Consider the following 25,999-nt stretch of genomic DNA (forward strand, 5'->3'; position numbering starts at 1 on the left):
GGAACCACGTGATCCGGTACGCCCGGCGGGCCGCCGCGCTCTGTCTGGTCCTCCTGGCGGCCCTGCTCGTCAACGCCGCCCGTGTGATGGTCTTCGAGGCCGAATCGCTCGACGCCAACCCGGCCAACCGGCGGATCGCCATCAACCGGTACGCCGAGCCGCGCGGCGAGATCGTCGTCGACGGGAAGCCGGTGACGTCCTCCCGGGACAGCGGGCAACAGCTGCGCTGGGAACGGACGTACCCCCAGGGCCCGTTGTACGCGCCGGTGACCGGCTACTCCTCGCAGACGTACGGCACGACCCTCGTCGAGCACGCCGAGGACGCGGTCCTGGCCGGCACGGACCCGATGCTGGCGCCGCTGCCGCTCTGGAACGACCTCACCCGGGGCCGGCAGCCCGGCGGCGACGTGGTGACGACGATCCGGTCCTCGATGCAGGAGGCCGCCTACCGGGGTCTCGACGGGAAGCGGGGCGCGGTCGCCGCCGTCGAACCGTCCAGCGGACGGATCCTGGCGCTCGTCAGCTCCCCCTCGTACGACCCCGGTGTCCTGTCCGGCACGGGCCGGGAGGTCGACGACGCCTGGCGGCGGCTCAACACCTCGCCCAACCAGCCGATGCTGAACCGGGCGCTGCGGCAGACCTACCCGCCGGGCTCCACGTTCAAGATCGTGACGGCGGCGGCGGCCCTGGACGCGGGGGTGGTCCGCGACGTGGACGCGGCCACCGACACCCCGGACCCCTTCGTGCTGCCCGGCACCCGGCAGGTGCTGCCCAACGAGGCGACGGGCTGCGCCGACGCGTCGCTCGCCGCCGCGATCCAGTGGTCGTGCAACACGGTGATGGCCGGCCTCGGGGTGAAGGTGGGGCTCGCCGGGATGGTCGACGCGGTGGAGAAGTTCGGCTTCAACGACACCGGGCTCCGGGTGCCGTCCTGGGTGGCCAAGTCCAACTTCGACCGGGAGATGAGCCCGGACCAGCTGGCCCTCTCCTCGATCGGGCAGTTCGACACGACCGCGACGCCGCTCCAGATGGCCATGGTGGCCTCGGCCGTCGCCAACAACGGCGAGATCGCCCGCCCGTACCTCGTCGACCGCACCACCACCTCCGGCGGCACGACCGTGGACCGGACGGGCCGCCGCAGCTACCGGCAGGCGATGAACCCCTCGACCGCGATCCAGCTCCAGCGGCTGATGGTGAAGGCGGTCGAGGAGGGCACGGGCACGAACGCGGCGATCCCCGGCGCCCGGGTCGGCGGCAAGACGGGCACCGCGCAGCACGGATTCGGCAACACGGGGACCCCGTACGCCTGGTTCATCGCCTGGGCGCAGGCCGAGGACTCCGCCCGGCCGGCGGTCGCGGTCGCGGTGGTCGTGGAGGACGCGGAGGCCTCCCGTACGGACATCAGCGGGGGCGGCAGCGCGGCCCCCGTCGCCAAGGCGGTGATGGAGGAGGCGCTGCGGCTGGAGGCGGAGGCGCGGAGGTGACCACCGGGCGGGGCGCGGCGCCGGCCGAGTGGCCGGACCGGTCGGGCAGTACGGCCGGGCGGCCGGACCGGTCGGGCGGCGGTGTCAGTTGAGCGGCTTGCGGGTCTCCGCCCGGACCTTGGCCGCGGTCTCGGCGAGGGCGGCCAGGTCGATGCCCTCGGGGTCGGCGGTGGCCGACCCCGGGTCGACGAGCGCGACGGCCGCCGCGGTGTTGTCGTCGCCCCAGGCGCACATGGGGAGCGTGGTCGTGCCGAGCGCGGTCTTCGACGTCGTGACCTGACAGCTCACGGTCACGCCGTACCCGGCGGGGGTGAACTCCTTGGGCCCGACGACGAGCGTGGAGCCCTTGTCCTTGGCTGCGCCCTCCAGGATGGACGCGCGGCTGGCCTCGCCGCTCTTGATGCGTCCGTACATTCCGGAGAGGACGAGGACGGCCCCGTCCTTGCCACCGTACTGCCCGACCGCCGCCGTCGCGTCCTTCACGGTGAGGTCGGGGGTGTCCTCGATCTCCTTGCCCTGGGTGTCGGACAGATCGGAGACGAGGGTGTACTTCCCGCCGAGGAGGGTCTTGGGGACGACGAGCTTGTGCGTCGCCTCGGGAAAGGAACCGGTGACGCCCGCGAGCCCGGCCTTGGCCGCGTAGCCGAGACCGCCGACCACGACCAGCGATCCGAGGACGATGGCGACGATCGCCCCGGCCGACATCTTCTTCTTCGGCGGCGGCCCCATCGGCGGCTGCCCCCAGGCCCCGGCGCCGGGCCCCGGGTACTGCGGGGGGACGCCGTGCGGCGGGTGGCCCGGCCGGGGGTGACCCTGCTGCGGGAAGCCCTGGGGGGAGCCGTACGGCCCGGGCTGCTGCGGGGGCGGTACGGGTCCGCCGTACGGCTGGTGGGGCGGCTGACTCGGCGAGGGCGGCATGGTCATGACGAGCACGCTACGTCAGAGGTATGACAACGGGGTCCGCCGGGTGCGGTGGCGAGGCGGTCCGCCGCGCCCGGTCTCCCGGACTTCCCCTTACGCCTCCGCCGCCCCCGCCTCGATCGCGTCCGCGACCTCCGTCACCCGGGCCCGCTCCTCCCGCGCGAAGCGCTCCGCGTCGAGCGCCTCCGCGATCTCCTCGTCCTGGGTCATCAGCAGGTCGAGGTTGGAGTCGCCGAGGTCGAAGACGCCCATGTCGAGGTAGGCCTTCTGGAGGCGTTCGCCCCACAGGCCGATGTCCTTGACGCAGGGGACGATCCGGCTGAAGAGGAGCTTGCGGAAGAGCTGGAGGAACTCGCTCTGCTCGCTGAGTTCCTCCGCCTCCTTCTTCGGGATGCCGAAGTTCTCCAGGACCTCGACGCCGCGCAGCCGGTCGCGCATCAGATAGCAGCCCTCGATGACGAACTCCTCTCGCTCGCGGAGTTCGGCGTCGGTGAGCTGCTTGTAGTAGTCGCGCAGGGCCATCCGCCCGAAGGCCACGTGCCGGGCCTCGTCCTGCATCACGTACGCGAGGATCTGCTTCGGCAGCGGCTTGTCGGTGGTGTCGCGGATCATGCCGAACGCGGCGAGCGCGAGGCCCTCGATGAGGACCTGCATGCCGAGGTAGGGCATGTCCCAGCGGGAGTCGCGCAGGGTGTCGTCCAGCAGGCCCTGGAGGTTGTCGTTGATCGGGTAGAGCATGCCGATCTTGTCGTGCAGGAAGCGCCCGTAGATCTCGGCGTGCCGGGCCTCGTCCATGGTCTGGGTGGCCGAGTAGAACTTGGCGTCGAGGTCGGGCACGGACTCGACGATCCGGGCGGCGCAGATCATGGCGCCCTGCTCGCCGTGGAGGAACTGGCTGAACTGCCAGGAGGAGTAGTGCCGGCGCAGGTCGCCCTTGTCCTTCTCGGTCATCTTCGCCCAGTGGCGGGTGCCGTGGAGGGTCAGGACCTCGTCGGGGGTGCCGAGCGGGTCGTACGGGTCGACCTCGATGCCCCAGTCGATGCGGGTCGCGCCGTCCCACTGCTTGTCCTTGCCCTTCTGGTAGAGGGCGAGGAGACGCTCGCGGCCGTCGTCGTAGTCCCAGGAGAAGCGGGCGGAGCCGGTGGCGGGCACCTGCCAGACGGGTGCGGACGGAGCCGAGGTGTAGAGGTCGCGCGTCGACACTGACGCCTCCTTCGGGAGCGGGTCCTGCCCGCCAGGCTCACACGTTGGTAGACGGATCGTCAACAAGTCGTACACGACCGATCGGTGGCGGCACGGGGACGGCCGCCACGGGACACCTCCGCGCGTTCCGCTGCGGATACCCTGCGGGGCATGACGAGCCCCGCCACTCCCGCCTACCGCCGGCTCAGCGTCGAGGAGCGGCGCGGGCAGCTCCTCGACGCCGCCCAGGAGCTCTTCGCGCACCGGTCGCCCGAGGACGTCTCACTGGACGACGTGGCCGAGGCGGCCGGCGTCTCACGGCCGCTCGTCTACCGCTACTTCCCCGGCGGCAAGCAGCAGCTGTACGAGGCCGCCCTGCGTTCCTCCGCCGACGCCCTGAACCGCTGCTTCGCCGAACCGCCGGCCGGACCGCCCACCGAGCGGCTCGGCCGGGTGCTCGACCGCTACCTGGCCTTCGTCGACGGTCACGACGCCGGGTTCAGCGCCCTGCTGCGCGGCGGCAGCGTCGCCGAGACCTCCCGGACCAGCGCCATCGTCGACGAGGTGCGGCGGGCCGCCGCGGAGCAGATCCTCGTCCACCTGGGGGCGGAGAAGCCGGGCCCCCGGCTCGGCATGCTGGTCAGGACATGGATCGCGGCCGTGGAGGCGGCCTCGCTGATCTGGCTCGACGAGGACCCCCGGCCGCCGGCCGGGGAGCTGCGGGACTGGCTGGTGGACCATCTCGTCGCCCTGCTCGCGGCGACCGCGGCGGGCGACGAGGAGACGGCGCGGGTGATCGGGCTGCTCCTCCCCCAGGAGGCCCCCGGGGGACCGGTCGCGCGGCTGGCCCGGCGGGTGCTGCCGGTGGTGGGCGGGGCGGCCCACCTGCTGTGACCGGTGGGGAGGTCCGGCGGGACGGCGGGCCGGAGGGGACACTGGTGGGGTGAAGAGCGAGAACACCCCCTTCCGCGGCGGCCCCCTCGACGGCCGGGTCCTGCCGATCCTGCTCGGCCCGACCGGCCACCCGCCGAAGTGGTACGAGATCCCGGTCCCGGCCCACGACGGGCGTCCGCCGACGCTGTACGCGTACCGGCGCGAGCCCGCGGGCCACACGAAGCGGCTCGGGCTCCAACGGGGCTGGGTCTACGAGTACGCCCCCGAGGGCCGCGAGCGGCGCGAGCTGCGCTGGCCGTGGTCGAAGCCGGGCGGCGGGGCCGCGGCCCGCCCCGGGGACGCTGAGCCGAACGGGTGAGTCCGCCGGACGCGCCCCCATTCGTACGGTAATCGGATGAAGTGAGGCGTCATCATCCCCGTGGAGGTGATGACGTGCCACGCAAGCTGCTGCGTACGGTCTGCACGGGGGCGCTGGCCGCGATGACGGCGCTCACGGGGGTCACCCCGGTCGGTGCGGAGGCGCCCGGGCCGCAGGACGACCCGCCCGTGGAGGCGCCGATCGCGTGGGCGGACCCGGCGGGGGAACCGGTGGGGCCGGTGGATCCGGGGGCCGGGCCGGTGGGGCCGGGGACGGACCCGGTCGAGGGGACGGCCCAGGCCGACGGGGCGACCCAGGCCGACGGGATGAGGCCGGACGTCCCGACGGCTCCCGCTGTCCCCGACGCCTCCGCATCCCCTGCCGTTCCCGACGACGCCCTCGCCTCCTCCGACGCGCCGGCAGCTTCCGTCCCCCCCGGCACCCCCGTCCCCCCCGACGCTCCCGAGCCCCCGGCCGGTACGAGTCCCCCCGCCACAACCGATGACGCCGCAGCCCTCCCCCCCTCCGGCGGCGACTCCGTCACCGCACTCCTCACCCGGATGCGGACGCTCTACCGGCAGGCCGAGGAGGCCACCGAGCGGTTCAACGCCGCCGAGGAGGCCCTCAAGGTGCGGACCGCCGACACCAAGAAGGTCACCGCACGGCTCACCGCCGCCCGGACCGCGCTGGCCCAGGGGCGGGCGGCGGCCGGCCGGATCGCCCGGGACCAGTACCAGGGCAGGTCCGAGTTCTCCTCGTACCTGCGGCTGCTGTTCGCGTCGGACCCGCAGTCGGCGCTGGACCAGGGGCACCTGATGGCCCGTGCGGCCCGCGACCGGGCCACGACCGTGTCGCGGCTGGAGGGGGCCGAGCGCAAGGCGGACGCGCTGGCGGCGGCCTCGCGCAAGGCGCTGGACCGGCAGCAGACCCTCGCAGCCGCGCAGCGCACCCGGCGGGACGAGGTGCGGGCGCGGCTCGCGGAGGTCGAGAAGCTGCTCGCTGGCCTCTCGCCGGAGCAGCTGGCGCGGCTGACGGAGCTGGAGCGCACCCAGACGGCGGGTGCGCAGCGCGAACTGCTCGACTCGGGGGTCCTGGACGTCCGGCGCACCCCGTCGCGGGCGGGCGCGGAGGCGCTGCGGTTCGCGGTGGGGCAGATCGGCAAGCCGTACGAGTGGGGGGCGGAGGGCCCGGAGGCGTACGACTGCTCGGGGCTGACGCAGCAGGCGTGGGCGGCGGCGGGCAGGCGGCTGCCGCGCACCAGCCAGGAGCAGTGGGCGGAGCTGCCCAGGGTGCCGCTGACGGAACTGCGGCCGGGTGACCTGGTGGTGTACTTCCCGGGCGCGACGCATGTGGCGCTCTATCTGGGCGAGGGCCTGGTGGTGCAGGCGCCGAGGCCGGGCGGGAAGGTGAAGGTGTCCCCGATCGCGGCGAACCCGCTGCTCGGGGCGGTGCGCCCGGACGAGGAGGGCACGTCACTGGCCACGTACACCCTGCCGGAACTTCCGGCGGGGGCGAGGGACGGCGGGGACGAGGGGTACGACCGGGGCGAAGGGGCCGGGGACCGGAGCGGCGGGGCCGGGGACCGGAGCGGCGGGGCCGAGGGGCGCGACCGCTCCTGAACTCCCCCTGAACCCCCCTTCCCCACACACCCCTTGCTCCTGCAAGCCGCTCACGGTGGGGATCGGGGTCGGCCATCTCGCGGACCGGCACGGAGCGTGGGGGGTGTACGTGGCCACGCTGCTGGTGCAGGCGGTGGCGACGGGCGCGTTCGTCCTCGCCGACAGCTTCTGGCCGTTCGTCCTCGCGGTCTCGACGGCCACCGGGGCGAAGGCGGCGGGGCCGGCGGCCCGTGCGCCGCTCGTCCGCCACCACGGAGGGGAACGGCCCCAGGAGTTCCGGGCCTATGTGCGGGCCGTGACCAGGTGGGCCCCGCCCTCCTCATAGCCCTGTGCGTGGGCTGGGGCCGCCCCGGCTGGTACGTGGTCGGCGCCCTGTTCGCGACGACGGGCCTGCTGGCGCCGGCGGCGGTCCGGTGGGCGGAGGAGAGCCGTCAGTCGCTGAAGAGGGCGATGACGCCGAGCACCCAGACCCACACGAAGGCGACGACCCCCACGAGGCAGCCGGCACCCGCGACGAACCCGCCGACCGACCACCCGCCGACGTCCGACGCGTCCTCCTCGTACGTGTCCTCGCCGTAGGACGACGGGTCGTCCCAGTCGACCGGACGTCCCAGCCGCTCGGCGCACGCGGTCCGCACCGCCACCTGCTGTCCGTGTGCGAAGGCGGTGGCGGCGAGCTCCTCGGGCCCGCGCCATGCGAGGGCCTTCATCCGCCGCCCGGGAGCTCCGTACCGCGCCTCGAAGGCGGCGGTCTCCTCGGCGCTCCGGTCCTCCTCGAGGTACGTCCAGCGCCCGGCCTCCGCCGCGTCCCCGTACAGCCGGTACACCTCGGCGAGCCGGCGCCGCAGCGTCAGGTCGTACGGGAACGAGGCGACGAGCCCGCGCAGCCGCTGCCGCGCCATGGGGACCCGACCGGCGACGAGGTCGGCGTCCACGCGGGCCAGGGTGTTCGACTGAGACATGAACACATGATCGAGCCTCGGGGCGTGGCGGCTCGACCGGTTTTACGGCCCCCGTCCCGACGCGACGGTCGGCGCCCGAAGCTCGGGCCGCTGTTCGCCGGGCCCGGTCAGGCCCCGGCGACCTCCGCCAGGTACGCGTTCGTCTTCTCCGGGTCGAAGAAGAAGTTCTCGAAGTCCGACGGGTCGCTGAAGCCGTTGGCGAAGCGGTCGGCGACCGGCTGGAGCCGGCCTGCCGCGCCCAGGAGGTTCAGGACGTGCTCCGGCAGCGGTGCCAGCATCGCGTTCGTCCACTTGGTGACGTGCTGGGCCGTCTGCCAGTAGCGGTCGAAGGCGCTCTGCATCCACTCCGCGTCGAAGGGCTTGTCGCCCTGCTCGACGATCGCGTCGAGGTACGCGGCGGCGCACTTGGACGCCGAGTTCGACCCCTGGCCGGTGATCGGGTCGTTGGCGACGACGACGTCCGCGACACCGAGGACCAGGCCGCCGCCGGGCAGCCGGCCGATCGGGTTGCGGACGGTCGGGGCGTAGCGGCCGGCCAGCGTGCCGCCCGCGTCGGTCAGTTCGACCCGGGTGGCCCGCGCGTACTCCCAGGGGACGAACTTCTCCATCAGCTCCAGCGTCAGCGCCAGGTGCTCGGAGGGGTCCTTGATGCCGCGGAAGACATCCAGCGGGCCGTCCGGGACGCCCTCCCAGAAGAGGATGTCGGCGCGACCGCCCGTCGTCAGGGTCGGCATGACGAAGAGCTCGCCCACGCCCGGGACCACGTTGCAGCGGACCGCGTCGAAGTCGGGGTGCTCGGGGCGCGGCCCGAGGCCGTGGACGTACGCCACGGCCAGCGCCCGCTGCGGTGCGTCGTACGGCGAACGGGAGGCGTCCCGGCCGAACATCGACACCAGCTCGCCCTTGCCCGCCGCGACCAGCACCAGGTCGTAGCTGCGGGCGAAGTAGTCCAGGTCACCGACGGCCACACCGTGGATCACCAGTTGGCCGCCGCGCTGGGCGAAGGTCTCCATCCAGCCGGCCATCTTCACCCGCTGGTCGACGGACTGCGCGTACCCGTCGAGCCGGCCGACCCAGTCGATCGCGCGCGTGGAGTCGGGCGCGGCCACCGAGACGCCGACGCCCTCGGTCCTCGGCGCCTGCGACTCCCAGAAGTTGAGGCCGAGGTCCCGCTCGTGCTGGAGCGCGGTGTCGAACATGCACTGGGTGGACATGACCCGGCCGGACCGTATCTCGTCCGCCGTCCGGTTCGACATGAGGGTGACCTCGTACCCCCGCGTCTGGAGTCCGAGGGCGAGCTGGAGGCCGGACTGACCGGCGCCGACTATGAGTATCTTCCGCATGGGTGGAGCTCCTGGCGTGACGGGGCGGACTATTCGGGGGTGGCTTCGAGGGCGTGCGCGACCATCGCGAGCAGGCTCTCGACGACGCTGTACCGCTTGCGCGCGTCCATGATCACCACGGGTACGTCCGGGGACACGGTCAGCGCCTCCCGTACGTCGTCCGCCTCGAACAGCTCCGTGCCCTCGAAGTGGTTGACCGCCACGATGTACGGCAGCCCGCAGCTCTCGAAGTAGTCGAGCGCCGGGAAGCAGTCCGTCAGCCGCCGCGTGTCGGCCAGCACGATCGCGCCTATCGCCCCGCGCACCAGGTCGTCCCACATGAACCAGAAGCGCTGCTGCCCCGGCGTGCCGAAGACGTACAGGACGAGGTCGTTGTCGAGCGTGATCCGCCCGAAGTCCATCGCCACGGTCGTCGTCAGCTTGTCCGGGGTCGCGCTGAGGTCGTCGGTGTCCTCGCTCGCCCGGGTCATCAGCGCCTCGGTCTGGAGCGGGGTGATCTCCGAGACCGCGCGGACGAAGGTGGTCTTGCCGACGCCGAACCCGCCCGCGACGACGATCTTCGTCGCGATCGGGGCGCGCGTGTGATCGAGCTGCCAGTCCCGCGCACCGTCCTCCGGGTCCGGGGCGGCGTCCTCGGGCCCCGCGGTGTCCCGCGTGAACAGGTCGGCCCCGGGCTGCGCGGGAATGCCCGCGACCACCGGTGAGTCGGAGACGGCGGAGGCGTCAGAGACGACGGAGTCCACTCAGCACCCTTTCGAGGAGCGCGCGGTCGGGCTGGCCGGTGCCGTGACCGGTCCCGTACACACGGATCTTTCCCTGGTCTGCCAGGTCGCTGAGCAGCACCCGGACGACACCCAACGGCATCTTCAGCAGTGCCGAGATCTCCGCCACCGTGCGCATCCGGCGGCAGATCTCGACGATGGCCCGCATCTCCGGCATCAGGCCGCGGGCGCCGGGCCCGCCGTCCGTCAGGACCTTGCGCACGGCGGGCGCTTCGAGCGCCGCCACGAAGGTCTCGACGAGCAGGACGTGGCCGAAGCGGGTACGGCCGCCGGTCAGCGAGTACGGGCGTACGCGCGCGGGGCGGCGCGCGTCCCCGCGTACCGGCAGCCGGTGGGCGGAAGCTGACGTCACTGGGTGCTCTCCATCGATTTGCGCAGCTCGCTGCGGACTTCGGGGGTGAGTACGTGACCGGCGCGGCCCACGAAGAGCGCCATGTGGTACGCCACGACGCTCATGTCGCAGTCGGGCGTGGCGTGCACGCCGAGCAGCGAGCCGTCGCTGATCGACATCACGAAGACGCTGCCCTCCTCCATCGCGACCATGGTCTGCTTGACCCCGCCGCCGTCCATCAGCCGTGCGGCGCCGATGGTCAGGCTGCCGATGCCGGAGACGATGGTGGCCAGGTCGGCGCTGGAACCGCGCGGCCCTTCGGAACGGCCGGCCACGGCGGCGGCCGTCGGATGCTGCTGGGTGGCCGGGTCGGACGAGAGCAGCATCAGGCCGTCGGAGGACACGACGGCGACCGAGCGGACGCCGGGCACCTCCTCCACCAGGTTCCCGAGCAGCCATTGCAGGTTGCGGGCTTCCGTGCTCAGTCCGAACGTTCCCGTCGCAGTCAACTGCGTGCCTCCTCGACTGTGTCCCCCGTCATCTCCTCTGTACGTGCAGTCCTTACGTCTTCCGTCCGCGCCGTGTCCAACTCCGCTTCCACGTCACGGCGCCCCGCTTTGGCCCCCTGGTGGAATCCGCCCAGGCGGCGGCGCAGTGCCTCCGCGTCCACACCACCCGTTCGGGGGGTGGCGGTGGCGCCGGCCTGACGCACCACCTGCGGGGTGCGCTTGGGCAGGCCCTTGTCGGTGACCCGCTCCCACTGCGCGGCCCGCGGCCCGGGAACGGACTGGTCCGCTGCGGGCTCGGGGGCAGCCTCGGGGGCCGGTTCGGGGGTGACGGCGCCGGCCATGTCGGCGGCGCGCTCGTGGGTGTCCGGCTCCGGCGGCGGGTCGGGCAGCCGGACCTGGAGCGTGGTCTCGGAGAGGGACTCACCGAGGGCGGGCGACGCCTCGGGGGCGGGCTCGTCATGGACGGGGGCTTCGGGGGCGGGGGCGTACCCGCTGACCGGCTCGGGGGCGTATGCCGGCTCGGGCTCGTACGCCGGCTCCGGCTCCGGCTCCGGCTCCGGGGCGTATGCCTGCTCCGGCTCGTACGCCGGCTCCGGCTCGTACGCCGGCTCCGGCTCCGGTGTCGGTTCGGCGGCCGGCTCCGGGGGCTCCTCGCCCCGCTCCATCGCCGCGTTCACCTCCGCCTCCATGAACGCCCGCTCCGCCGCCTCCACCAGCGGGTCCCGGCTCCGGGACGGCAGCGCGTTGGAGTTGGCCTCCGCCGCCGAGCCCGGCAGCTGGAACGTGGGGGCCGCGCCCGCCACCCGTACGGGCTCCGTCACGGTGGCCGGCGGGGCGGTGGGGAGCAGCGGCGGCGGCAGGACCACGACGGCGGCCGTGCCGCCCGGCTGCTGCTCGCGCAGCTCGACGCGGACGCCGTGGCGGGCGGCGAGCACGGCGATGACGCGCATGCCCAGGCCCTCGCCCTCGAAGGCGGACGGGTCGGCCTTCGCCAGGCTCGTGTTGAGCTCGGAGAGCCGGCCGGGCGTCATGCCGATGCCCGCGTCCTGGACGGAGAGCATGACCTCGCCGGTCTCCAGGAGCCAGCCGGAGAGCTGGACCTCGGCGTCGGGCGGCGAGAAGGAGGTGGCGTTCTCCAGGAGTTCGGCGATCAGATGGCTCAGGTCGTCGGCGGCGAAGCCGGCGAGCTGGGCGTGCGGCGGCAGGGACTGGATGGTGACCCGCTCGTACCGCTCGATCTCGCTGACGGCGGCCCGCAGCACGTCGACCAGCGGCACGGGTCCGGCGTGGCCGTGGACGTGCTCGTGTCCGGCGAGGACGAGGAGGTTCTCGCTGTGGCGGCGCATGACGGTCGCCATGTGGTCGAGCTTGAAGAGGGTCGCGAGGCGGTCCGGGTCCTGCTCGCGCTCCTCCAGCTTCTCGATGACGCCGAGCTGCCGCTCGACGAGCCCGAGGCTGCGGAGCGAGAGGTTGACGAAGGTGTGGTGGACGGTGCCGCGGAGCCGTTCGAGGTCGGCGGTGAGGAGGGCGACCTGACCCTGGAGTTCGGCGCGCTGGGTGGCGAGTTCGGTGCCGAGGGTGTCCTTGGCGGCGGCCAGGTCGTCCTGTCCGTCGCTGAGCCGGTCGGTGAGCGACTCGTTGTGCGCGGAGAGGCCGGTGAGCTTGCCGTGCAGGGTGTTGAGGGAGCGTACGACCTGGGCGAACTCGTCGTTGCGGCCGGTGAAGCGGACCGGCTCGGCGTCCTCGCCGGACTGCGCGACGGGGGCGGCGGCGAGCCGGGCGGCGCCGATACGGAGGACGGCGAGCGGCCGGGTGAGGGTGCGGGCCACATAGGTGGAGATGCCGATCGCGACGAGCAGGCAGCCACCGAGGAAGGCGATGCGCAGTTCGAGGGCGGTGACGTCGTCGTCGCGGAGCGCGGCGAGCCGCTCGACGCGCTGGGTGGCGAGGGCGGACTCGACGCCGCGCATCTGCTCGACGCGGGAGGAGAGGGCGGCCTCCAGGCCGGCCGGGTCGGTCTCGCGCTCGCCCTCGGTCAGCTTCGGCTGGTCGGTGAGGGAGGCGAGGGAGCGCTCCGCGCTCTTGACGTCGGGGCCGGAGACGGTGGCGGCGAGGGAGTCGCGGGCGGCGGAGCCGGCGGCCTGGTCGAAGTCGCCGAGTGCGGCGAGTTCACGGACCCGGGCCTGCTGGGCGGCGGCGGTGAGGGTGTCACGGGCCCGCTCGGCCTCGGCGGCGCCCTCGGGTACATCGGGGACGTACCTGTCGGTCTCGGGGTCGTAGTGGACGTCTCCGGTGGGCTCGGGCTGCGTCACGGAGAGGGCGGCGAGCAGCAGACCCCGAGTGGCGGAGGCCTGTTCGACGGCGCGGCCGAGGGCGGCGGGGGCGCGGGTGGCCTCGGTGAGCGCGGTGTCGGAGGCGCGGGCCGGGCTCTTGTCGGCCAGTTCGTCGGCGAGGGCCTGGAGCTTGCCGATGACCTCCGAGTACGCCCGGTGGGCCTCCAGGGCGGTGCCCTTGCCGGTGAGGGCGGCGCGGCGGACGGAGGGGACCCCGGCGAGGTCGCGGCGGAGTTCGGTGGTGGCGGCGGGCCGGATCTCGTCGATCTGGCGGTCGACGCGGGCGGACCGGGCGCTGGTGATCTGGCGCTTGTGCTTGGCGTCGCCGGTCTGGTTGTCACGGCCCGCGGCGATGTACGCGACGACCTCGTCGCGTTCGTCGGCGAGGGAGTGGGAGAGGGTGACGGCCTGCCGGTCGAGTTCGGCGAGCGTCACCAGGTTCTGGGTGTCGGTCAGCTCGGCGGAGGCGGCGAGGATCGCGGGGGCTCCGGCGGCGAGGACGGTGATGCCGACGAGGGCGACGCCGGCGACCAGCCGGTTGCGGACGCGCTTGGGGCGGCCGGCGGGCGGCTGGGCCTGCGCGAGGGGCGCCGTGGTGGTGCCGTCCGGGTTCGGTGCTGCGCCGGGGGTCCGGCTCCGCGTGCCGTTCTTGCTCCGAGGCCGCTTCATCTGCACCGGTGCTCGCATTCTTGACTCGTCCACCCACAAAGCAGAGGTGACGACCGGTCACGTGGAGCGCCCCCACCCCTGGTACGGCTTCCGACCATTCCAGCGCTTCTGGGTAGGAGGCGCGCATCGGCCGCTCCGCCACCCGAACGAGTGAACAGCACTCATGAGTTGGCAAACAACTTGCCAAGGCGGACGGGACGGGGCCCGACGGGACGCCGGTTGGATCTTCCGCGCGGCCTTTGGCAGGATGCCCGCCCGCAGCCCGACGGAGGTGGCTGTTCCGCCTCCCGGCCCGTCACCGGCAGCTTGGTACAGGCCATTTCCGGTCATTTGCAGGTCCCGTGAAGGAGCCCGTGAAGGAGTGCGGCCGACCGGGCACACTGGACGTCATGCGCAGCGATGTCGCCTCCCTCCCCGGCAGCCCCGAACGCCCCAACGAGGACTGGGTGGCCGCCGCCCTGCCCGCCTCGGGGCGGGGTGGAACCGTCGTCCTCCTCGATGGCGTCACACCTCCCGCGACTGATGACGGTTGTGTGCACTCCGTGCCGTGGTTCACCGCCCGCCTGGGCGGGGCTCTGACCGAACTGTCCGCTTCTTGGCCGGACATGCCCCTGTCCGAGATCCTGTCCCGGGCCATCCTGCGGACCGCGGATGCCCACCGCGACACCTGTGACCTTTCTCACGTGCGTACACCCCAGGCGACCGTGGTCCTCGCCCGCTGGGACGACACCCTGGTCGAGCACCTCGTGCTCTCCGACTCGGTCCTCCTGGTCGAGGCGCCGGACGGGGCGGTACGGGCGGTGCTCGACGACCGCCTCGACCGGGTGCCGGACGAGATCCTGCGCTCCCTGGAGGCGACCGACCGGCTGCGGAACCGGGAGGGCGGCTTCTTCACGGCGGCGGCCGACCCGGCGGTCGCGGCGCGGGCGGTGACGGGGGCGACCCCGCGCGCGGAGGTGCGGTCGCTGGCCGCGCTGACGGACGGGGCGAGCCGCTGGGTGGACCTGTTCGGCGCGGGCGACTGGACGGACTGCCTCGGCGTCCTGCGGAAGGAGGGGTCGCTCGGGCTGCTCCACCGGGTGCGGGCCCTGGAGACGGCGGACGAGCGGGCGGGCGGGGCGCGCCGCTGGAAGCGGCACGACGACGCGACGGCGGTCTACACGGAGCTGTCGGGCACCTGAGCGAGGGCCGGCGACTGGACAGTGGGGGCGGGCCACCGGCGGACGCGGTCCGGGCGGACGCGGCCCGGGCGGCTGGACAGCCGGAACGGCCGTCGGCGGACGCGGCCCGGGCGGCTGGACAGCCGGAACGGCCGTCGGCGGACGCGGCCCGGGCGGCTGGACAGCCGGAACGGCCGTCGGCGGACGCGCCCCCGCGTTCAGCCCTCCGAGCGGACGTTGAAGTGGTTCAGGAGGCGGGCGAGTTCGGCGACCTCGGCGCGGTCCCAGTCGGCGAGCTTGCGGACGTAGCGCTCGCGCCGGGCGTCGCGGACGCTGCGGAAGCGGTCGCGGCCCTCCTCGGTGAGGCGGACGAGCGAGGCGCGGCCGTCGGCGGGGTCGGGGTCGCGTGCGACCAGTCCCAGGTCTTCGAGGGCGCGGAGCTGGCGGCTCATCGTGGCCTTGCCGACGCCGAAGTACCCGGCGAGTTCGGTGGCCCGCTGGGGCCCGGCGTCGTCGAGGCGTACGAAGAGGCCGTACGCGGCGGGCTCCAGTTCGGGGTGGACCTCGCGGGCCATCTCGCCGGACTGGGCGCGGGCGCGGCGCAGAAAGACCGCCAGCTCCCGTTCGAGGGCGAGGAATTCCTGGTCCACACCACCTCCGGAGGTGGCCCGGCCTTCACTTCCCGTACCGCTTCCGTGCACGTCAGCACCTTCCATGCGCTTTCCGGCCGCTGAAAGTTTCTTCCGGCGGCGCTCATCGCCGCAGCTCCTTCAGTATTTCGCAGGAGTAGACCAACGGCAGCCATCAGGCCCCCTTCCGCAGGGCGGGTCTACGTGCGTAGCGTCTTTCCCGGCAGCCCTCATGACATGTCCACACCAGGGCCCGCCGACACCGCTCCCCCCACCGAGCTTTCGGAGGCACGCAATGCGTGTGCACAGATCCGGAACGACCCTCGCCGGCGCCGCCCTCGCGGCCCTGACCCTCCTCCTCCCCCTCGCCGGGTCCGCCGGTGCCGCCCAGGACCCGGGCACCCGCGTGGCACCGCCGCGCGGTTCCGCCACCATGGGCATGGGCGTCATCGCCCACGACGGACAGGGCTCCGCCCCCGGCGGCGCCTCCGCCCAGGCCGTCCAGACCGAAGGCGTGGACGTCTCCAGCCACAACGGCAACGTGGCCTGGTCCACCCTGTGGAACAGCGGGGTCAAGTGGGCCTACGTCAAGGCGACGGAGGGCACCTACTACAAGAACACCTCGTTCGACCAGCAGTACACCGGCTCGTACAACGTCGGCATGATCCGGGGCACGTACCACTTCGCCACCCCCGACACGACGACCGGCGCGGCCCAGGCCGACTACTTCGTCAACAACGGCGGCGGCTGGTCGAAGGACGGCAAGACCCTGCCGGGCGTGCTGGACATCGAGTGGAACCCGTACGGCGCCACCTGCTACGGCAAGACCCAGGCCGGGATGGTCTCCTGGATCCGCGACTTCGTCGACCGGTACAAGTACCGGACCGGGCGGGACGCCGTCATCTACACGGCGACCAGCTGGTGGACCCAGTGCACCGGCAACTCCGCCGCCTTCGCCACGACCAACCCGCTGTGGATCGCGCGGTACTCCTCGACCGTGGGCGAACTCCCGGCCGGCTGGCAGTACTACACGATCTGGCAGTACACCTCCTCCGGCCCCACCGTCGGCGACCACAACCACTTCAACGGCGACTACTCGCGGGTGCAGGCGCTCGCGAACGGCTGACGCCTCCTCCTTCCCAGCGGTCCCCGGGTGCGCGGCGCCCCGGGGGCCGCTTCGGCTTTTTCCGCCCACCCCCTTGCTCATTGGTATGGACCAATGCGACGCTCTATCGCGGTCGCCCGGGATTCAACTTCCGTCCGCTCAGCGCGCGTTGCTCGTTCCGTCCTCCCCCACGCACGAGAGAGAGCCCCCGCATGCCGTCCTACCGCCGCACCGCCACCGGCGTCGCCGCCCTGTCCGCCGCCACCGCACTCGTCGGCCTGACCCCCACCACAGCCGCCGCCCACGGGGCCGTCTTCAACCCGGTCAGCCGCATCGCCGCCTGTTACGCCGAGGGCCCCGAGACCCCCAGGTCCCAGGTCTGCAAGGACCTCGTCGCCGACTCCGGCACCCAGCCGCTCTACGACTGGAACGAGGTCAACATCGCCAACGCCGCGGGGCAGCACCAGGCCCTCATCCCCGACGGCAAGCTCTGCTCGGCGAACCGCGAGAAGTACCGGGCGCTGGACTGGGCCCGCACCGACTGGCCGGCGACCGCGGTCGCCGCGGGCTCCTTCGACTTCAAGGTCCGGGTGACGGCCGCCCACTCGGGCACCATGACCGTCTACATCACCAAGCCCGGCTTCGACCCGACGCAGCCGCTGAAGTGGTCGGACCTGGACGCGACCCCCGTCGCCGTCTACAACACCACCCGCACCGCCACCGACGGCTACTACAACTTCACGGGCGACCTCCCCGCCCGCACCGGCCGCCACATCGTCTACAAGGTGTGGCAGCGCAACGACAGCCCCGAGGCCTTCTACAGCTGCTCGGACGTCACCTTCGGCGGGGCGGCGGCGCAGGCCGGCACGGCCCGGGCACAGGCCCCCACCGAGGCGAAGATCGCGGCGGGAGCCGAACTGTCCACCGTGAGCCACGCGGGCCACGGCGGCGACGAGCAGCCCCCGGCCCTCTCGGCCGAGTCCGCCGAGGCCCCCACCTCGCCGCTCCCCCTGGCCCTCGCGGGCGCGGGCGGGCTCGCCGTCTTCGCGGCGGGCACCCTGCTCCTGGGCCGCCGCCGGAACCCGTCCGCCTCCTAGGGCCTGTCTTTGGATCAGGCCGGATCAGGGAGCGGGGCCTGGTGCGTGCGATCGCAAGGCGGAGGAGGGAGTCAACGCGGTGGGGGCACCTCCCAGCGGTAGCCGGGGGAGTCGGCGACCGACGACAACACGGCGAGCGCGCGTGCCAGGCCCCGCGAGCCCGGCATGATCCGAAAGGCAGGCCCTAGTCCCGGCGGAACCCGCCGGGCCCGCGCGGAACCCGTCAGGAGCCGGACGTCCCGAGCGGGAAGAGGGCGGTGAGCCGGGGCAGCGCCACCCCTTCCGGGCGAGACCCACGGGAATCGTCGTCCTCTTCCCACTCCCCCGCCGCCTCGGCGGCCTCCTCGGCCTCCTCCACGGCGTCGAGGAACTCCTCGCCGTCGTCGTCGTCCTGGCCGGTCAGCTCGTCGTAGGCGTCCTGCGCGACATAGTCGAGCTCCTCCCACTCGGGCCACTCGTCGTCGTCCCAGTCGTCATGGGGCCGCCCCACCAGGAGCCGTATCCCCGGCACGTCCGCCAGCGCGTCGGGGTCGGCGACGACCGACTCGTACACCTTGCGTCCCTGTCCCACCAGCCAGAGCGTGAAGTAGTGGAAGCCGTCGTCCGTGCAGTCGCCGCCCTCGATCCGGTTCGCAGCCCTCCACAGGTCCTTCCGGTCGGCGGTCTCGCACGCCCGCTCCAGCCGCACCTGGAACTCCACGCTCTCGGCGGCGGGACGCCGGAGCAGCTGTCCGCGCAGCCACTCCAGCCGCTCGTCCCGGTCACCGGGGCGGCGGCTCAACTCGTCGATGAGAGCCCAGAAGGCGTCTTCGTTCATGCGTACGAGCATGACAGCCCCAACTGACATCCGGGTCACGATTTACTCCCGGGTACGGCGGAGCGTGATGCCCCCGAAGGACACCCGGGGTACGGCGGAGCGGGGTGCCCGTCGAGGACACCCCGCTCCGCCGCGCGAACGTCAGGCCGCCACGCCCACCGGCACCGCCGCCGGCGCCAGCGCGATCTCCAGGACCTGGCGGACGTCGGTCACCGGGTGGACCTCCAGCTTCTCCAGGATCTCGGCCGGGACGTCGTCCAGGTCGGCCTCGTTCCGCTTGGGGATCACGACCGTCGTGATGCCCGCCCGGTGCGCGGCCAGGAGCTTCTGCTTCACGCCGCCGATCGGGAGGACCCGGCCGGTGAGGGAGACCTCGCCGGTCATGGCCACGTCCGTACGGACCAGCCGGCCGCTCAGCAGGGAGGCCAGCGCCGTCGTCATGGTGACGCCCGCGCTCGGACCGTCCTTGGGGACGGCGCCCGCCGGGAAGTGGATGTGCACGCCGCGGTCCTTCAGACCGGTGACGGGCAGCTCCAGTTCCGCGCCGTGCGAGCGGAGGAAGGAGAGCGCGATCTGCGCCGACTCCTTCATCACGTCGCCCAGCTGGCCCGTGAGGGTCAGCCCGGCCGCGCCGGTCTCCGGGTCGGCGAGGGAGGCCTCGACGAAGAGCACGTCACCGCCGGCGCCGGTCACCGCGAGTCCGGTGGCGACACCCGGCACGGCCGTACGGCGCTCCGCCGGGTCCTGCGCGGACTCGGGGACGTGGTGCGGCCGGCCGATGAGGTCCCGCAGGTCGTCCGGGCCGACCGCGAACGGCAGTTCGCGGTCGCCCAGCTCGTGCTGTGCGGCGATCTTGCGGAGCAGCCGGGAGACGGCCCGCTCCAGGGTGCGGACGCCCGCCTCGCGGGTGTACTCGCCGGCCAGCCTGCGCAGGCTCGCGTCCTCGAGGACGACCTCGCCGGGCTCCAGGCCCGCGCGCTCCAGCTGCCGGGGCAGCAGGTGGTCGCGGGCGATGACGACCTTCTCGTCCTCGGTGTAGCCGTCGAGCCTGACCAGCTCCATGCGGTCGAGCAGGGCCTCGGGGATGGCTTCCAGGACGTTGGCCGTGGCCAGGAAGACGACGTCGGAGAGGTCGAGTTCGACCTCCAGGTAGTGGTCGCGGAAGGTGTGGTTCTGCGCCGGGTCGAGGACTTCGAGGAGGGCGGCGGCGGGGTCGCCGCGGAAGTCGGAGCCGACCTTGTCGATCTCGTCGAGCAGCACCACCGGGTTCATGGACCCGGCCTCCTTGACGGCCCGGACGATCCGGCCGGGCAGGGCGCCCACGTACGTACGCCGGTGGCCGCGGATCTCGGCCTCGTCCCGTACGCCACCGAGGGCGACCCGGACGAACTCGCGTCCCATCGCGTGCGCGACGGACTCGCCGAGGGAGGTCTTGCCGACGCCGGGCGGGCCGACGAGGGCCAGCACGGCTCCGCCGCGGCGCCCGCCGACGACGCCGAGGCCGCGCTCGGAGCGCCGCTTGCGCACCGCCAGGTACTCGGTGATGCGCTCCTTCACGTCGTCCAGGCCCGCGTGCTCGGCGTCGAGCACGGCACGGGCGCCCCGGATGTCGTAGCGGTCCTCGGTCCGCTCGTTCCAGGGCAGTTCGAGAACGGTGTCCAGCCAGGTGCGGATCCAGGAGCCCTCGGGGGACTGGTCGCTGGACCGCTCCAGCTTCTCGACCTCCTTGAGGGCGGCCTCGCGGACCTTCTCGGGCAGGTCGGCGGCCTCCACGCGGGCGCGGTAGTCGTCGGACTCGTCCCCCTCGGCCTCGCCGTTGAGGTCGCGGAGTTCCTTGCGGACGGCTTCGAGCTGACGGCGGAGCAGGAACTCGCGCTGCTGCTTGTCGACGCCCTCCTGGACGTCCTTGGCGATGGTCTCGGCGACGTCCTGCTCGGCGAGGTGCTCGCGGAGCTGGGCGGTGGCGAGCCTGAGGCGGGCGACCGGGTCGGCGGTCTCCAGGATGGCGACCTTCTGCTCGACGGTGAGGAAGGGCGAGTACCCGGAGTTGTCGGCGAGGGCGCCGACGCCCTCGATCTGCTGGACGCGGTCGACGACCTGCCAGGCACCGCGCTTCTTGAGCCAGCTGGTGGCCAGCGCCTTGTACTCCTTGACCAGATCGGTGACCTGGCCGGGCAGCGGGTCGGGCAGGGTCTCCTCGACGGTGCTGCCCTCCACCCACAGGGCGGCGCCGGGTCCGGTCGTACCGGCGCCGATGCGGACGCGGCCGACGCCGCGGATCAGGGCCCCGGGGTCGCCGTCGGACAGCCGTCCGACCTGCTCGACGGTGCCCAGGACGCCGGTCCCGGCGTAGGTCCCGTCGACGCGGGGCACCAGCAGCACCCTGGGCTTGCCCGCGCCGGGCCGCGCGGCGGCCTGGGCCGCCTCGACGGCGGCGCGCACGTCGTTGTCGGACAGGTCGAGCGGCACCACCATTCCGGGCAGCACGACCTCGTCGTCGAGCGGCAGCACAGGCAGAGTGAGCGGCACGGACGGCTTGGCGTCAGAAGCCATGATCTCCCCTTCGGCAGTCAAGTTGAGCTATGTGGACTCAATGCATGTGAGCCAAGGAATGTTCCCGGACGCCTGTTCGCCCTGAGCGATCAGCCCCCTACGCAGGGCCTCCCGTCGATGTAATGCCTGCATGGATATCTCGTCTATTACATCGGCCTGGGTGGCGGGCTGGGCCGTCTCCCGGGGGACCCCGGCCCCCGTCGCCGAGCACTGGGGCCACCGGATCGACGTGGGCCTGCCCCGGCACGTCGTACGCCATGTCCTGCCCGCCCCCGACGCGGCCTCCGTCGGCGCGCTCTGCGCGCGGCTCACCGCCCCGTACAGCTGGCTCAAGATCATGGCGGGGCCCGAGGACGCGGGCGCGTGGATCACCGAGGGCTGGACCGTCCCCGCCGACCCGGGTTTCATGATGGTCAAGCCGCTGGACCCGGCCGCCAGGCCCGCGCCGCCCGAGGGGTACGCGCGGACCACCGAGCTGCGCGAAGGCGTCATCCGGGTCCGGATCCTCGCCCCCGACGGAACGCTCGCCGCGCGCGGCCAGATCGCCCCGACCGGCTCCACCGCCGTCGCCGACCAGGTCGAGACCGACCCCGCCCACCGGCGGCGCGGCCTGGGCGCCAACGTCATGCGCACCCTGGAGGCCGCCGCCGCCCAGACGGGCGCGCAGACCGGGGTACTCGCCGCGACCACGGACGGCCTCGCGCTGTACGACTCCCTCGACTGGCGCTACCGGGGGCCGGTGACGGGGATCGTGCGGCCGGAGCCGACGGAGGCCTGACAGTCCGGACGGAGCCGACGGAGGGCCGGCGGTCCGGACGGCGGGCCGAGTCCCGAGCCGCCGCGGCCGGGCGACCTTCACCGTCCGGGCGGAATCCCGGCCGTCCGGCTGCGCGCGGTGCCCCCGTGCGGGCATGCTCGGAGCATGGTGCGAGGCGTACGGAAGACCTGGTGCGGGAGCCTGCTGCTGATCGGGGCCCTGGCCGGCGGTGCGAGCGGCTGCGGGCCCGGGATCACCCCCGCGCCCGGCGGGCCGCCGTCCTCGGTGAGCGGACCGGCCGTGCCGAGCGTCACCACCGGCCCCGGCACCCCGGCGGCCGACCCCCAGCCGGGTGAGGTCCTCGTCGAGGTGGCCGTCAGCGGCGGCTTCGCCGGCGTCGACAACCGTCTCGTCGTCCACTACGACGGCACCTGGACCAGCCGCTCCGGCGCCGAGCCGCCCCGCACCGGGCACCAGACCCCCGCCGAGGCCGCCGAGCTCCGGGCCGCCCTGGAGGACCCCGCCTACGCGCAGGTCCCCGAGCGCCCGACCGGCCGCCCGATCGCCGACGGCTTCCAGTACTCCGTGACGTACCGCGGCCGCGTCGTCGTCGCGGGCGACGGCGAACGCCCACCCGCCCTCCAGCGGGTCTTCGCCGCCCTCCCCGACGGCGGCCCGCCCACGAGTCCCTGACGTCGCGGCCCGCGCGGTGAACCGAACCGGGGCACGCGCGCGATAGAGAGGGCGTGAGACTGTTGCGCCCCGCAGGGGGAGGCCCCTCCGGGGGCGACGGGAAGGACGACGCGGCGCTGCTGCGCGCGGTCGCCCGGGGGGACACCGAGGCGCTCGCCGTGCTGTACGACCGGCACGCAGGCTGGCTGCACGCGCGCCTCGCCCGGCGCTGCCCCGACGAGGAGACCGTGCGGGAGGTCCTCCAGGACACCTTCGTCACGGTCTGGCGCTCGGCCGGCGGACACCGGGGCCGGGGCGAGGCCGGTGGCTGGCTGTGGGTCATCGCCGCCCGGCGGCTCGTCGACGCCCAGCGGGCCGGGGCCCGCGCCGAACGGGCCGTGGAACGGGCCGCCGCGCACGCCGCCGCACCCACGGAGCCGCCCGCCGCCGCGCCGTCCGCCGAGGACCGGGTGCTCGCGGGTCTGGAGTACGGGGAGGTCGGCGCCGCGCTCGACCGCATCTCGCCCGAACTCGCCGAGGTCCTGCGGGCGACCGTCGTCGACGGCCTGACGACCCGCGAGACCGCCCGGCTCCTCGGCATACCCGAGGGCACCGTCAAGACGCCGCCCTCCGCGCCCGCCGCGAACTGCGCGCCGCGCTCGGGGCGGCCCGGCCCGGCGGCCCGAACGCCCTGGGAGGCACCGCATGACGACACCACGGCCGCCCCGCCCGCGGCTCCCCCGGTTCGCCGGATCACGCTTCTCGGGATCATCCCGCTCCGGATCGCGCTCCGCCGGATCGTCCTCCCCGCTCGCCCGGCCGTCCGGTCACCCGCCGTCTGCCTGGCACGTCAGCGACGCCCTCGCCCTCCGGTACGCCGAGGGCTCGGCCGCCGAGACCGACGCCTGGTCCCTGGAGAAGCACGTCGAGTCCTGCACGTCCTGTGCGGGCCGCGTCTCGGAGACCGTCCGGGCCGGCGTGGCGGGCCCCGCCCTGGCGGCCGTACGCCACGAGCTCCTGACCTCCCTCGGCCACCGGCCCGCCCCTGCGACCGCCGCCACCCCCCACAGCCGCCTCGGGCGCCGGGCCCGGCTCTGGTACGCCGTCGGGCCCGCGCTCCGCGGGTCCTGGGTGGTGGCCGTACTCCTCGTCGTCGGCGGCGCCTTCGGGCTCGCCCACGGCGCCGGGGTCCAGGGCGCGCGGGGCCTGCTGCTCGCCGTCTCCCCCGTCCTGCCGCTCGCCGGGGTCGCCGTCTCGTACGGGCGGCACGCCGACCCCCTGCACGAGATCACCGCCGCCACCCCGTCCGGCGGACTGCGGCTGCTGCTCACCCGGGCAGCCGCCGTCCTCGGCGTGTGCGTACCGCTGCTGACCGCCGGCGGGGCGCTGCTGCCGTCGGCGGCCGGGATCCCCGGGGCCGCCGCCTGGCTGCTGCCGGGGCTCGCGCTGACCCTGGCCACGCTCGCCCTCGGCTCGTTCGTCGGCTGCCAGGCCGCCGCCGCGACGCTCGGCGGCGGCTGGCTGCTCGCCGTCACGGGCCCGCTCCTCGGCCCGCCGGACACCCCGGGCGCGGGAGCCGCCGCGCTCGCACCCTACTTCTCCGGCCCCGCCGCGCAAGGCGCCTGGGCCGCCGCCGCACTCGTCTGCGCCGCCCTGCTCGCACTGCGGCGCCGTTCCTTCGACCACCTGGAGTCCCGGTGAACACGCTGCCCACCGTCGCGGTGCGCGGACTGACCGTCCGCCACCGGCGTACCATCGCGCTCGACCGGCTCGATCTGTCCCTCGGCCCCGGCGTGCACGGCCTGCTCGGCCCGAACGGGGCCGGGAAGACCTCCCTCGTCCGAGTCCTCGCGACCGTCGCCGCACCCGCCTCCGGCGGGGTCGAACTGCTCGGCGCGGACGCCACGAGCCACCGCGAACGGACCGGCATACGGCGCCGTCTCGGCTATCTGCCGCAGGAGTTCGGGTACTACCCGGCCTTCACGGTGCGGGAGTTCGTCGCCTACGTAGCCTGGCTGAAAGAGGTACCCGCGGACCGGGTCCCGGCGGCGGTGGAACGCGCGGTGGAGCGGGTCGGGCTCGGGGACCGGATCGACGCGCGGATGAAGACGCTGTCCGGCGGCATGCTCCGGCGGGCCGGCATCGCCCAGGCCATCGTGAACGAACCGGAGCTGCTGCTGCTCGACGAGCCGACGGCCGGTCTCGACCCGGAGCAGCGGGTCGACTTCCGGGCGCTGCTGCGGGAGCTGGGCGGGACGGCGACGGTGGTGGTCTCGACGCACCTGGTCGAGGACGTGGCCGCGGCCTGCACCGGGGTCGCCCTGATCGAGGCGGGGCGGCTCGCCTTCCAGGGCACGACGGCCGAGCTCACGGCACTCGGCGGGGAGCCGGCCGGGGCGGGCGACTCCACCACGCACGCCGTGGAGCGCGGCTACACGGCCGCGCTGCGCGCCCACCGCAGCGGTGCGGGCCCGGAGCGGGAGGCACTGCGATGACCGCCACCCTCACCCCTTCCCGCACGGAGCCACGCGCGCGCGTACGGGCGGTCTCCCCGCTCCGGGCCGAACTGCGGCGCGGGCTCGGGCCCTGGACCGGGGCCGCCGTCGTCCTCACCGTGCTGGTGACGATGTACGGCAAGGCGCCCGGCTGGCAGGGCCGCTGGGCCGACGCCACGAACATGCTGCACGTCACCGCCGGGCTGCTCGCCGGGCCGCTCGCCCTCGCGGCCGGCTGCTGGCAGGGCGGCCGGGAGCGCAGGCGCGGGACGGCGGAGCTCTGGGAGTCCGTCCCCCGCCCGCCCCTGCGCCGGCTGCTCGTCGCGGTCGCCCCGGCCGCGCTCTGGCCGGCCGCCGCCGTGCTCCTCGCCGACGCCGTCTGTCTCCTCGCCACCTGGCCGTACGTCTCCGGGGGCCGCCCGTACGTCGAGCTGCTCGCCGCCGACGTGGTCGCCGTCGCCGCCCTCGGCGCGCTCGGCCATGTCGTGGGGCGGGTGGTCCCCTGGCGGCTCACGGCACCGCTCCTCGGGATCGTCGGGTACGTCGGGCTCGCCGTCGGCGCGTACGCCGTGGGCCCCGCGCGCTGGCTCTCCCCGGGGGCCGAGCACCAGTTCTTCTGGGACCGTCCGGTGTGGTGGTTCGGCCCGGTGTCGGCGGCGTGGACGGCGGGGCTCGCGCTCACCGCGCTCCTCGCGTACGGGCTGCGCCGGGGCCGGGGCCGGGCGCTCGCCCTGGTTCCGCTGGCCGTGGCGGTCGCCGCCGCCGCCCTCGTCCTGCGGCTGCCGCCGGACGAGGGCCCCTGGCGCCATGACCCGGCCCTGGCCCGGCGGGTCTGCGACGACGGCACCCCGCAGGTGTGTCTGACGGCCGTCGACGCGGAGCTGCTGCCCGAGGTGTCGGCGGCGCTCGCCCCGCTGAACGCCCGGCTCAAGGGGGTGCCCGGTGCCCCGGTCCGCTGGATCGGCGGCCCGTTCGGGCCCGGCCGCCCCGGCGACATGGAGCTGCCCAACGCGGCGCAGGACGCGGTGCGCGGCCGGCTTCCGCACCCCGATCTGTTTCTGAACTCGGCCGTGACCTGGCTGTTCTCGGACACGTGCGCGCCGGGCGACTTCACCGGGGCGGACGCGGAGCGGGCGAGCGAGGTGCACCTCGCCGTCACCGAGTGGCTGGCCCCGACACCGGACGACTACGGACCCGACACGACCGCAGCCCGGCCGTACGTGGAGCGGCTCCGCGCCAAGTCCCCCGCCGCCCAGCGCGACTATCTGGCCCGCTACCTCGCGGCGGACACCTGCCATCCGGACGAGGTGCCGATCCCGTGAGCCAC

Annotated in this window: 24 protein-coding genes and 1 pseudogene; 14 read left to right on the forward strand and 11 right to left on the reverse strand. The window is 74.1% G+C overall.

Going from position 1 to position 25,999, the window contains the following annotated elements; genetic code table 11:
* The first annotated feature begins 8 nt into the window (after nt 1-8).
* Nucleotides 9-1,484 (forward strand): penicillin-binding transpeptidase domain-containing protein, encoded by a 1,476-nt coding sequence (locus ABT154_RS03020; RefSeq protein ID WP_351853115.1) that lies wholly within the window; start codon nt 9-11, stop codon nt 1,482-1,484.
* A gap of 84 nt (nt 1,485-1,568) precedes the next feature.
* On the opposite strand, the gene ABT154_RS03025 is transcribed toward ABT154_RS03020, so the two are convergent.
* A complete protein-coding gene (locus ABT154_RS03025; RefSeq protein WP_351852120.1) occupies nt 1,569-2,408 on the reverse strand; it encodes a hypothetical protein in 840 nt (279 codons plus the stop codon).
* A gap of 90 nt (nt 2,409-2,498) precedes the next feature.
* Nucleotides 2,499-3,608: a ferritin-like domain-containing protein gene (locus ABT154_RS03030; RefSeq protein ID WP_351852123.1), complete on the reverse strand. Its 1,110-nt coding sequence runs from the start codon at nt 3,606-3,608 to the stop codon at nt 2,499-2,501.
* A gap of 150 nt (nt 3,609-3,758) precedes the next feature.
* On the opposite strand from ABT154_RS03030, the gene ABT154_RS03035 reads away from it, so the two are divergent.
* The 4 genes from ABT154_RS03035 (at nt 3,759) to ABT154_RS03050 (ending at nt 6,783) form a co-directional block, all read left to right on the forward strand.
* On the forward strand, nt 3,759-4,481 hold the full coding sequence (locus ABT154_RS03035) for a TetR/AcrR family transcriptional regulator (protein WP_351852126.1): 723 nt from the start codon (nt 3,759-3,761) through the stop codon (nt 4,479-4,481).
* 49 nt (nt 4,482-4,530) lie between these two features.
* A complete protein-coding gene (locus ABT154_RS03040; RefSeq protein ID WP_351852129.1) occupies nt 4,531-4,839 on the forward strand; it encodes a DUF8847 domain-containing protein in 309 nt (102 codons plus the stop codon).
* 74 nt (nt 4,840-4,913) lie between these two features.
* Nucleotides 4,914-6,458: a C40 family peptidase gene (locus ABT154_RS03045; protein ID WP_351852132.1), complete on the forward strand. Its 1,545-nt coding sequence runs from the start codon at nt 4,914-4,916 to the stop codon at nt 6,456-6,458.
* Nucleotides 6,459-6,561: 103 nt separating this feature from the next.
* Complete coding sequence (locus ABT154_RS03050) at nt 6,562-6,783, forward strand: hypothetical protein (protein WP_351852134.1); 222 nt, start codon at nt 6,562-6,564, stop codon at nt 6,781-6,783.
* Between the two features lie 106 nt (nt 6,784-6,889).
* Here ABT154_RS03050 and ABT154_RS03055 read toward each other — a convergent pair whose 3' ends face one another.
* The 6 genes from ABT154_RS03055 to ABT154_RS03080 all read right to left on the reverse strand — a co-directional run bounded on the left by ABT154_RS03055 (nt 6,890) and on the right by ABT154_RS03080 (nt 13,405).
* Nucleotides 6,890-7,420, reverse strand: coding sequence for a DUF6584 family protein (locus tag ABT154_RS03055; RefSeq protein WP_351852137.1), 531 nt, complete (start codon nt 7,418-7,420; stop codon nt 6,890-6,892).
* Nucleotides 7,421-7,527: 107 nt separating this feature from the next.
* Nucleotides 7,528-8,763: a styrene monooxygenase/indole monooxygenase family protein gene (locus tag ABT154_RS03060; RefSeq protein ID WP_351852140.1), complete on the reverse strand. Its 1,236-nt coding sequence runs from the start codon at nt 8,761-8,763 to the stop codon at nt 7,528-7,530.
* Between the two features lie 29 nt (nt 8,764-8,792).
* Nucleotides 8,793-9,449, reverse strand: a complete 657-nt coding sequence (locus ABT154_RS03065) for a GTP-binding protein (RefSeq protein ID WP_502969444.1) — start codon at nt 9,447-9,449, stop codon at nt 8,793-8,795.
* 37 nt (nt 9,450-9,486) lie between these two features.
* On the reverse strand, nt 9,487-9,897 hold the full coding sequence (locus ABT154_RS03070; RefSeq protein WP_317876171.1) for a DUF742 domain-containing protein: 411 nt from the start codon (nt 9,895-9,897) through the stop codon (nt 9,487-9,489).
* Nucleotides 9,894-10,385: a roadblock/LC7 domain-containing protein gene (locus tag ABT154_RS03075; RefSeq protein ID WP_351852145.1), complete on the reverse strand. Its 492-nt coding sequence runs from the start codon at nt 10,383-10,385 to the stop codon at nt 9,894-9,896. The genes ABT154_RS03070 and ABT154_RS03075 overlap by 4 nt, the downstream gene beginning before the upstream one ends.
* A complete protein-coding gene (locus tag ABT154_RS03080) occupies nt 10,382-13,405 on the reverse strand; it encodes a sensor histidine kinase (RefSeq protein ID WP_351852148.1) in 3,024 nt (1,007 codons plus the stop codon). Before ABT154_RS03080 ends, ABT154_RS03075 begins: the two co-directional genes overlap by 4 nt.
* Nucleotides 13,406-13,776: 371 nt before the next feature.
* Between ABT154_RS03080 and ABT154_RS03085 the strand changes: the two genes are divergently transcribed.
* Nucleotides 13,777-14,568 (forward strand): hypothetical protein, encoded by a 792-nt coding sequence (locus ABT154_RS03085; protein ID WP_351852151.1) that lies wholly within the window; start codon nt 13,777-13,779, stop codon nt 14,566-14,568.
* 197 nt (nt 14,569-14,765) lie between these two features.
* Here ABT154_RS03085 and ABT154_RS03090 read toward each other — a convergent pair whose 3' ends face one another.
* A complete protein-coding gene (locus ABT154_RS03090) occupies nt 14,766-15,263 on the reverse strand; it encodes a MarR family winged helix-turn-helix transcriptional regulator (protein WP_502969429.1) in 498 nt (165 codons plus the stop codon).
* Between the two features lie 208 nt (nt 15,264-15,471).
* On the opposite strand from ABT154_RS03090, the gene ABT154_RS03095 reads away from it, so the two are divergent.
* Together ABT154_RS03095 and ABT154_RS03100 are read left to right on the forward strand one after the other, a co-directional pair.
* Nucleotides 15,472-16,302, forward strand: a complete 831-nt coding sequence (locus tag ABT154_RS03095) for a lysozyme (protein WP_351852154.1) — start codon at nt 15,472-15,474, stop codon at nt 16,300-16,302.
* Nucleotides 16,303-16,493: 191 nt separating this feature from the next.
* Nucleotides 16,494-17,378, forward strand: coding sequence for a lytic polysaccharide monooxygenase auxiliary activity family 9 protein (locus ABT154_RS03100; RefSeq protein ID WP_351852156.1), 885 nt, complete (start codon nt 16,494-16,496; stop codon nt 17,376-17,378).
* A 223-nt stretch (nt 17,379-17,601) separates the two neighbouring features.
* Here ABT154_RS03100 and ABT154_RS03105 read toward each other — a convergent pair whose 3' ends face one another.
* Together ABT154_RS03105 and lon are read right to left on the reverse strand one after the other, a co-directional pair.
* On the reverse strand, nt 17,602-18,195 hold the full coding sequence (locus ABT154_RS03105; protein ID WP_351852158.1) for a DUF4240 domain-containing protein: 594 nt from the start codon (nt 18,193-18,195) through the stop codon (nt 17,602-17,604).
* 141 nt (nt 18,196-18,336) lie between these two features.
* The gene (lon, locus tag ABT154_RS03110; RefSeq protein ID WP_351852161.1) at nt 18,337-20,748 is read right to left on the reverse strand and encodes an endopeptidase La; all 2,412 of its coding nucleotides are present in this window, start codon (nt 20,746-20,748) and stop codon (nt 18,337-18,339) included.
* A 130-nt stretch (nt 20,749-20,878) separates the two neighbouring features.
* Between lon and ABT154_RS03115 the strand changes: the two genes are divergently transcribed.
* The 6 genes and pseudogenes from ABT154_RS03115 to ABT154_RS03140 all read left to right on the forward strand — a co-directional run bounded on the left by ABT154_RS03115 (nt 20,879) and on the right by ABT154_RS03140 (nt 25,994).
* Complete coding sequence (locus ABT154_RS03115; RefSeq protein WP_351852164.1) at nt 20,879-21,526, forward strand: GNAT family N-acetyltransferase; 648 nt, start codon at nt 20,879-20,881, stop codon at nt 21,524-21,526.
* A gap of 144 nt (nt 21,527-21,670) precedes the next feature.
* On the forward strand, nt 21,671-22,198 hold the full coding sequence (locus tag ABT154_RS03120) for a hypothetical protein (RefSeq protein ID WP_351852167.1): 528 nt from the start codon (nt 21,671-21,673) through the stop codon (nt 22,196-22,198).
* Nucleotides 22,199-22,251: 53 nt separating this feature from the next.
* Nucleotides 22,252-22,886 (forward strand): annotated as a pseudogene (locus tag ABT154_RS03125) (RNA polymerase sigma factor).
* A complete protein-coding gene (locus ABT154_RS03130; protein WP_351852170.1) occupies nt 22,883-23,878 on the forward strand; it encodes a zf-HC2 domain-containing protein in 996 nt (331 codons plus the stop codon). The pseudogene ABT154_RS03125 and the gene ABT154_RS03130 overlap by 4 nt, the downstream one beginning before the upstream one ends.
* Entirely contained in the window at nt 23,875-24,672 is a 798-nt protein-coding gene (locus ABT154_RS03135) for an ABC transporter ATP-binding protein (RefSeq protein ID WP_351852172.1), read from the forward strand. Before ABT154_RS03130 ends, ABT154_RS03135 begins: the two co-directional genes overlap by 4 nt.
* Nucleotides 24,669-25,994 (forward strand): hypothetical protein, encoded by a 1,326-nt coding sequence (locus ABT154_RS03140; protein ID WP_351852174.1) that lies wholly within the window; start codon nt 24,669-24,671, stop codon nt 25,992-25,994. Before ABT154_RS03135 ends, ABT154_RS03140 begins: the two co-directional genes overlap by 4 nt.
* The last annotated feature ends 5 nt before the right edge of the window (nt 25,995-25,999 follow it).

It is taken from the genome of Streptomyces sp. NPDC001728, from assembly GCF_040297565.1.
Classification (GTDB): domain Bacteria; phylum Actinomycetota; class Actinomycetes; order Streptomycetales; family Streptomycetaceae; genus Streptomyces.

Bases quoted from the DNA above. Each gene is read 5' to 3' on its own strand.
- ABT154_RS03025 (WP_351852120.1), bottom strand. From the start codon at position 2,408: ATGACCATGCCGCCCTCGCCGAGTCAGCCGCCCCACCAGCCGTACGGC.
- ABT154_RS03035 (WP_351852126.1), top strand. From the start codon at position 3,759: ATGACGAGCCCCGCCACTCCCGCCTACCGCCGGCTCAGCGTCGAGGAG.
- ABT154_RS03055 (WP_351852137.1), bottom strand. From the start codon at position 7,420: ATGTCTCAGTCGAACACCCTGGCCCGCGTGGACGCCGACCTCGTCGCC.
- ABT154_RS03060 (WP_351852140.1), bottom strand. From the start codon at position 8,763: ATGCGGAAGATACTCATAGTCGGCGCCGGTCAGTCCGGCCTCCAGCTC.
- ABT154_RS03080 (WP_351852148.1), bottom strand. From the start codon at position 13,405: ATGCGAGCACCGGTGCAGATGAAGCGGCCTCGGAGCAAGAACGGCACG.
- ABT154_RS03085 (WP_351852151.1), top strand. From the start codon at position 13,777: ATGCGCAGCGATGTCGCCTCCCTCCCCGGCAGCCCCGAACGCCCCAAC.
- ABT154_RS03090 (WP_502969429.1), bottom strand. From the start codon at position 15,263: ATGGAAGGTGCTGACGTGCACGGAAGCGGTACGGGAAGTGAAGGCCGG.
- ABT154_RS03095 (WP_351852154.1), top strand. From the start codon at position 15,472: ATGCGTGTGCACAGATCCGGAACGACCCTCGCCGGCGCCGCCCTCGCG.
- ABT154_RS03100 (WP_351852156.1), top strand. From the start codon at position 16,494: ATGCCGTCCTACCGCCGCACCGCCACCGGCGTCGCCGCCCTGTCCGCC.
- ABT154_RS03105 (WP_351852158.1), bottom strand. From the start codon at position 18,195: ATGAACGAAGACGCCTTCTGGGCTCTCATCGACGAGTTGAGCCGCCGC.
- lon (WP_351852161.1), bottom strand. From the start codon at position 20,748: ATGGCTTCTGACGCCAAGCCGTCCGTGCCGCTCACTCTGCCTGTGCTG.
- ABT154_RS03115 (WP_351852164.1), top strand. From the start codon at position 20,879: ATGGATATCTCGTCTATTACATCGGCCTGGGTGGCGGGCTGGGCCGTC.
- ABT154_RS03120 (WP_351852167.1), top strand. From the start codon at position 21,671: ATGGTGCGAGGCGTACGGAAGACCTGGTGCGGGAGCCTGCTGCTGATC.
- ABT154_RS03130 (WP_351852170.1), top strand. From the start codon at position 22,883: ATGACGACACCACGGCCGCCCCGCCCGCGGCTCCCCCGGTTCGCCGGA.
- ABT154_RS03140 (WP_351852174.1), top strand. From the start codon at position 24,669: ATGACCGCCACCCTCACCCCTTCCCGCACGGAGCCACGCGCGCGCGTA.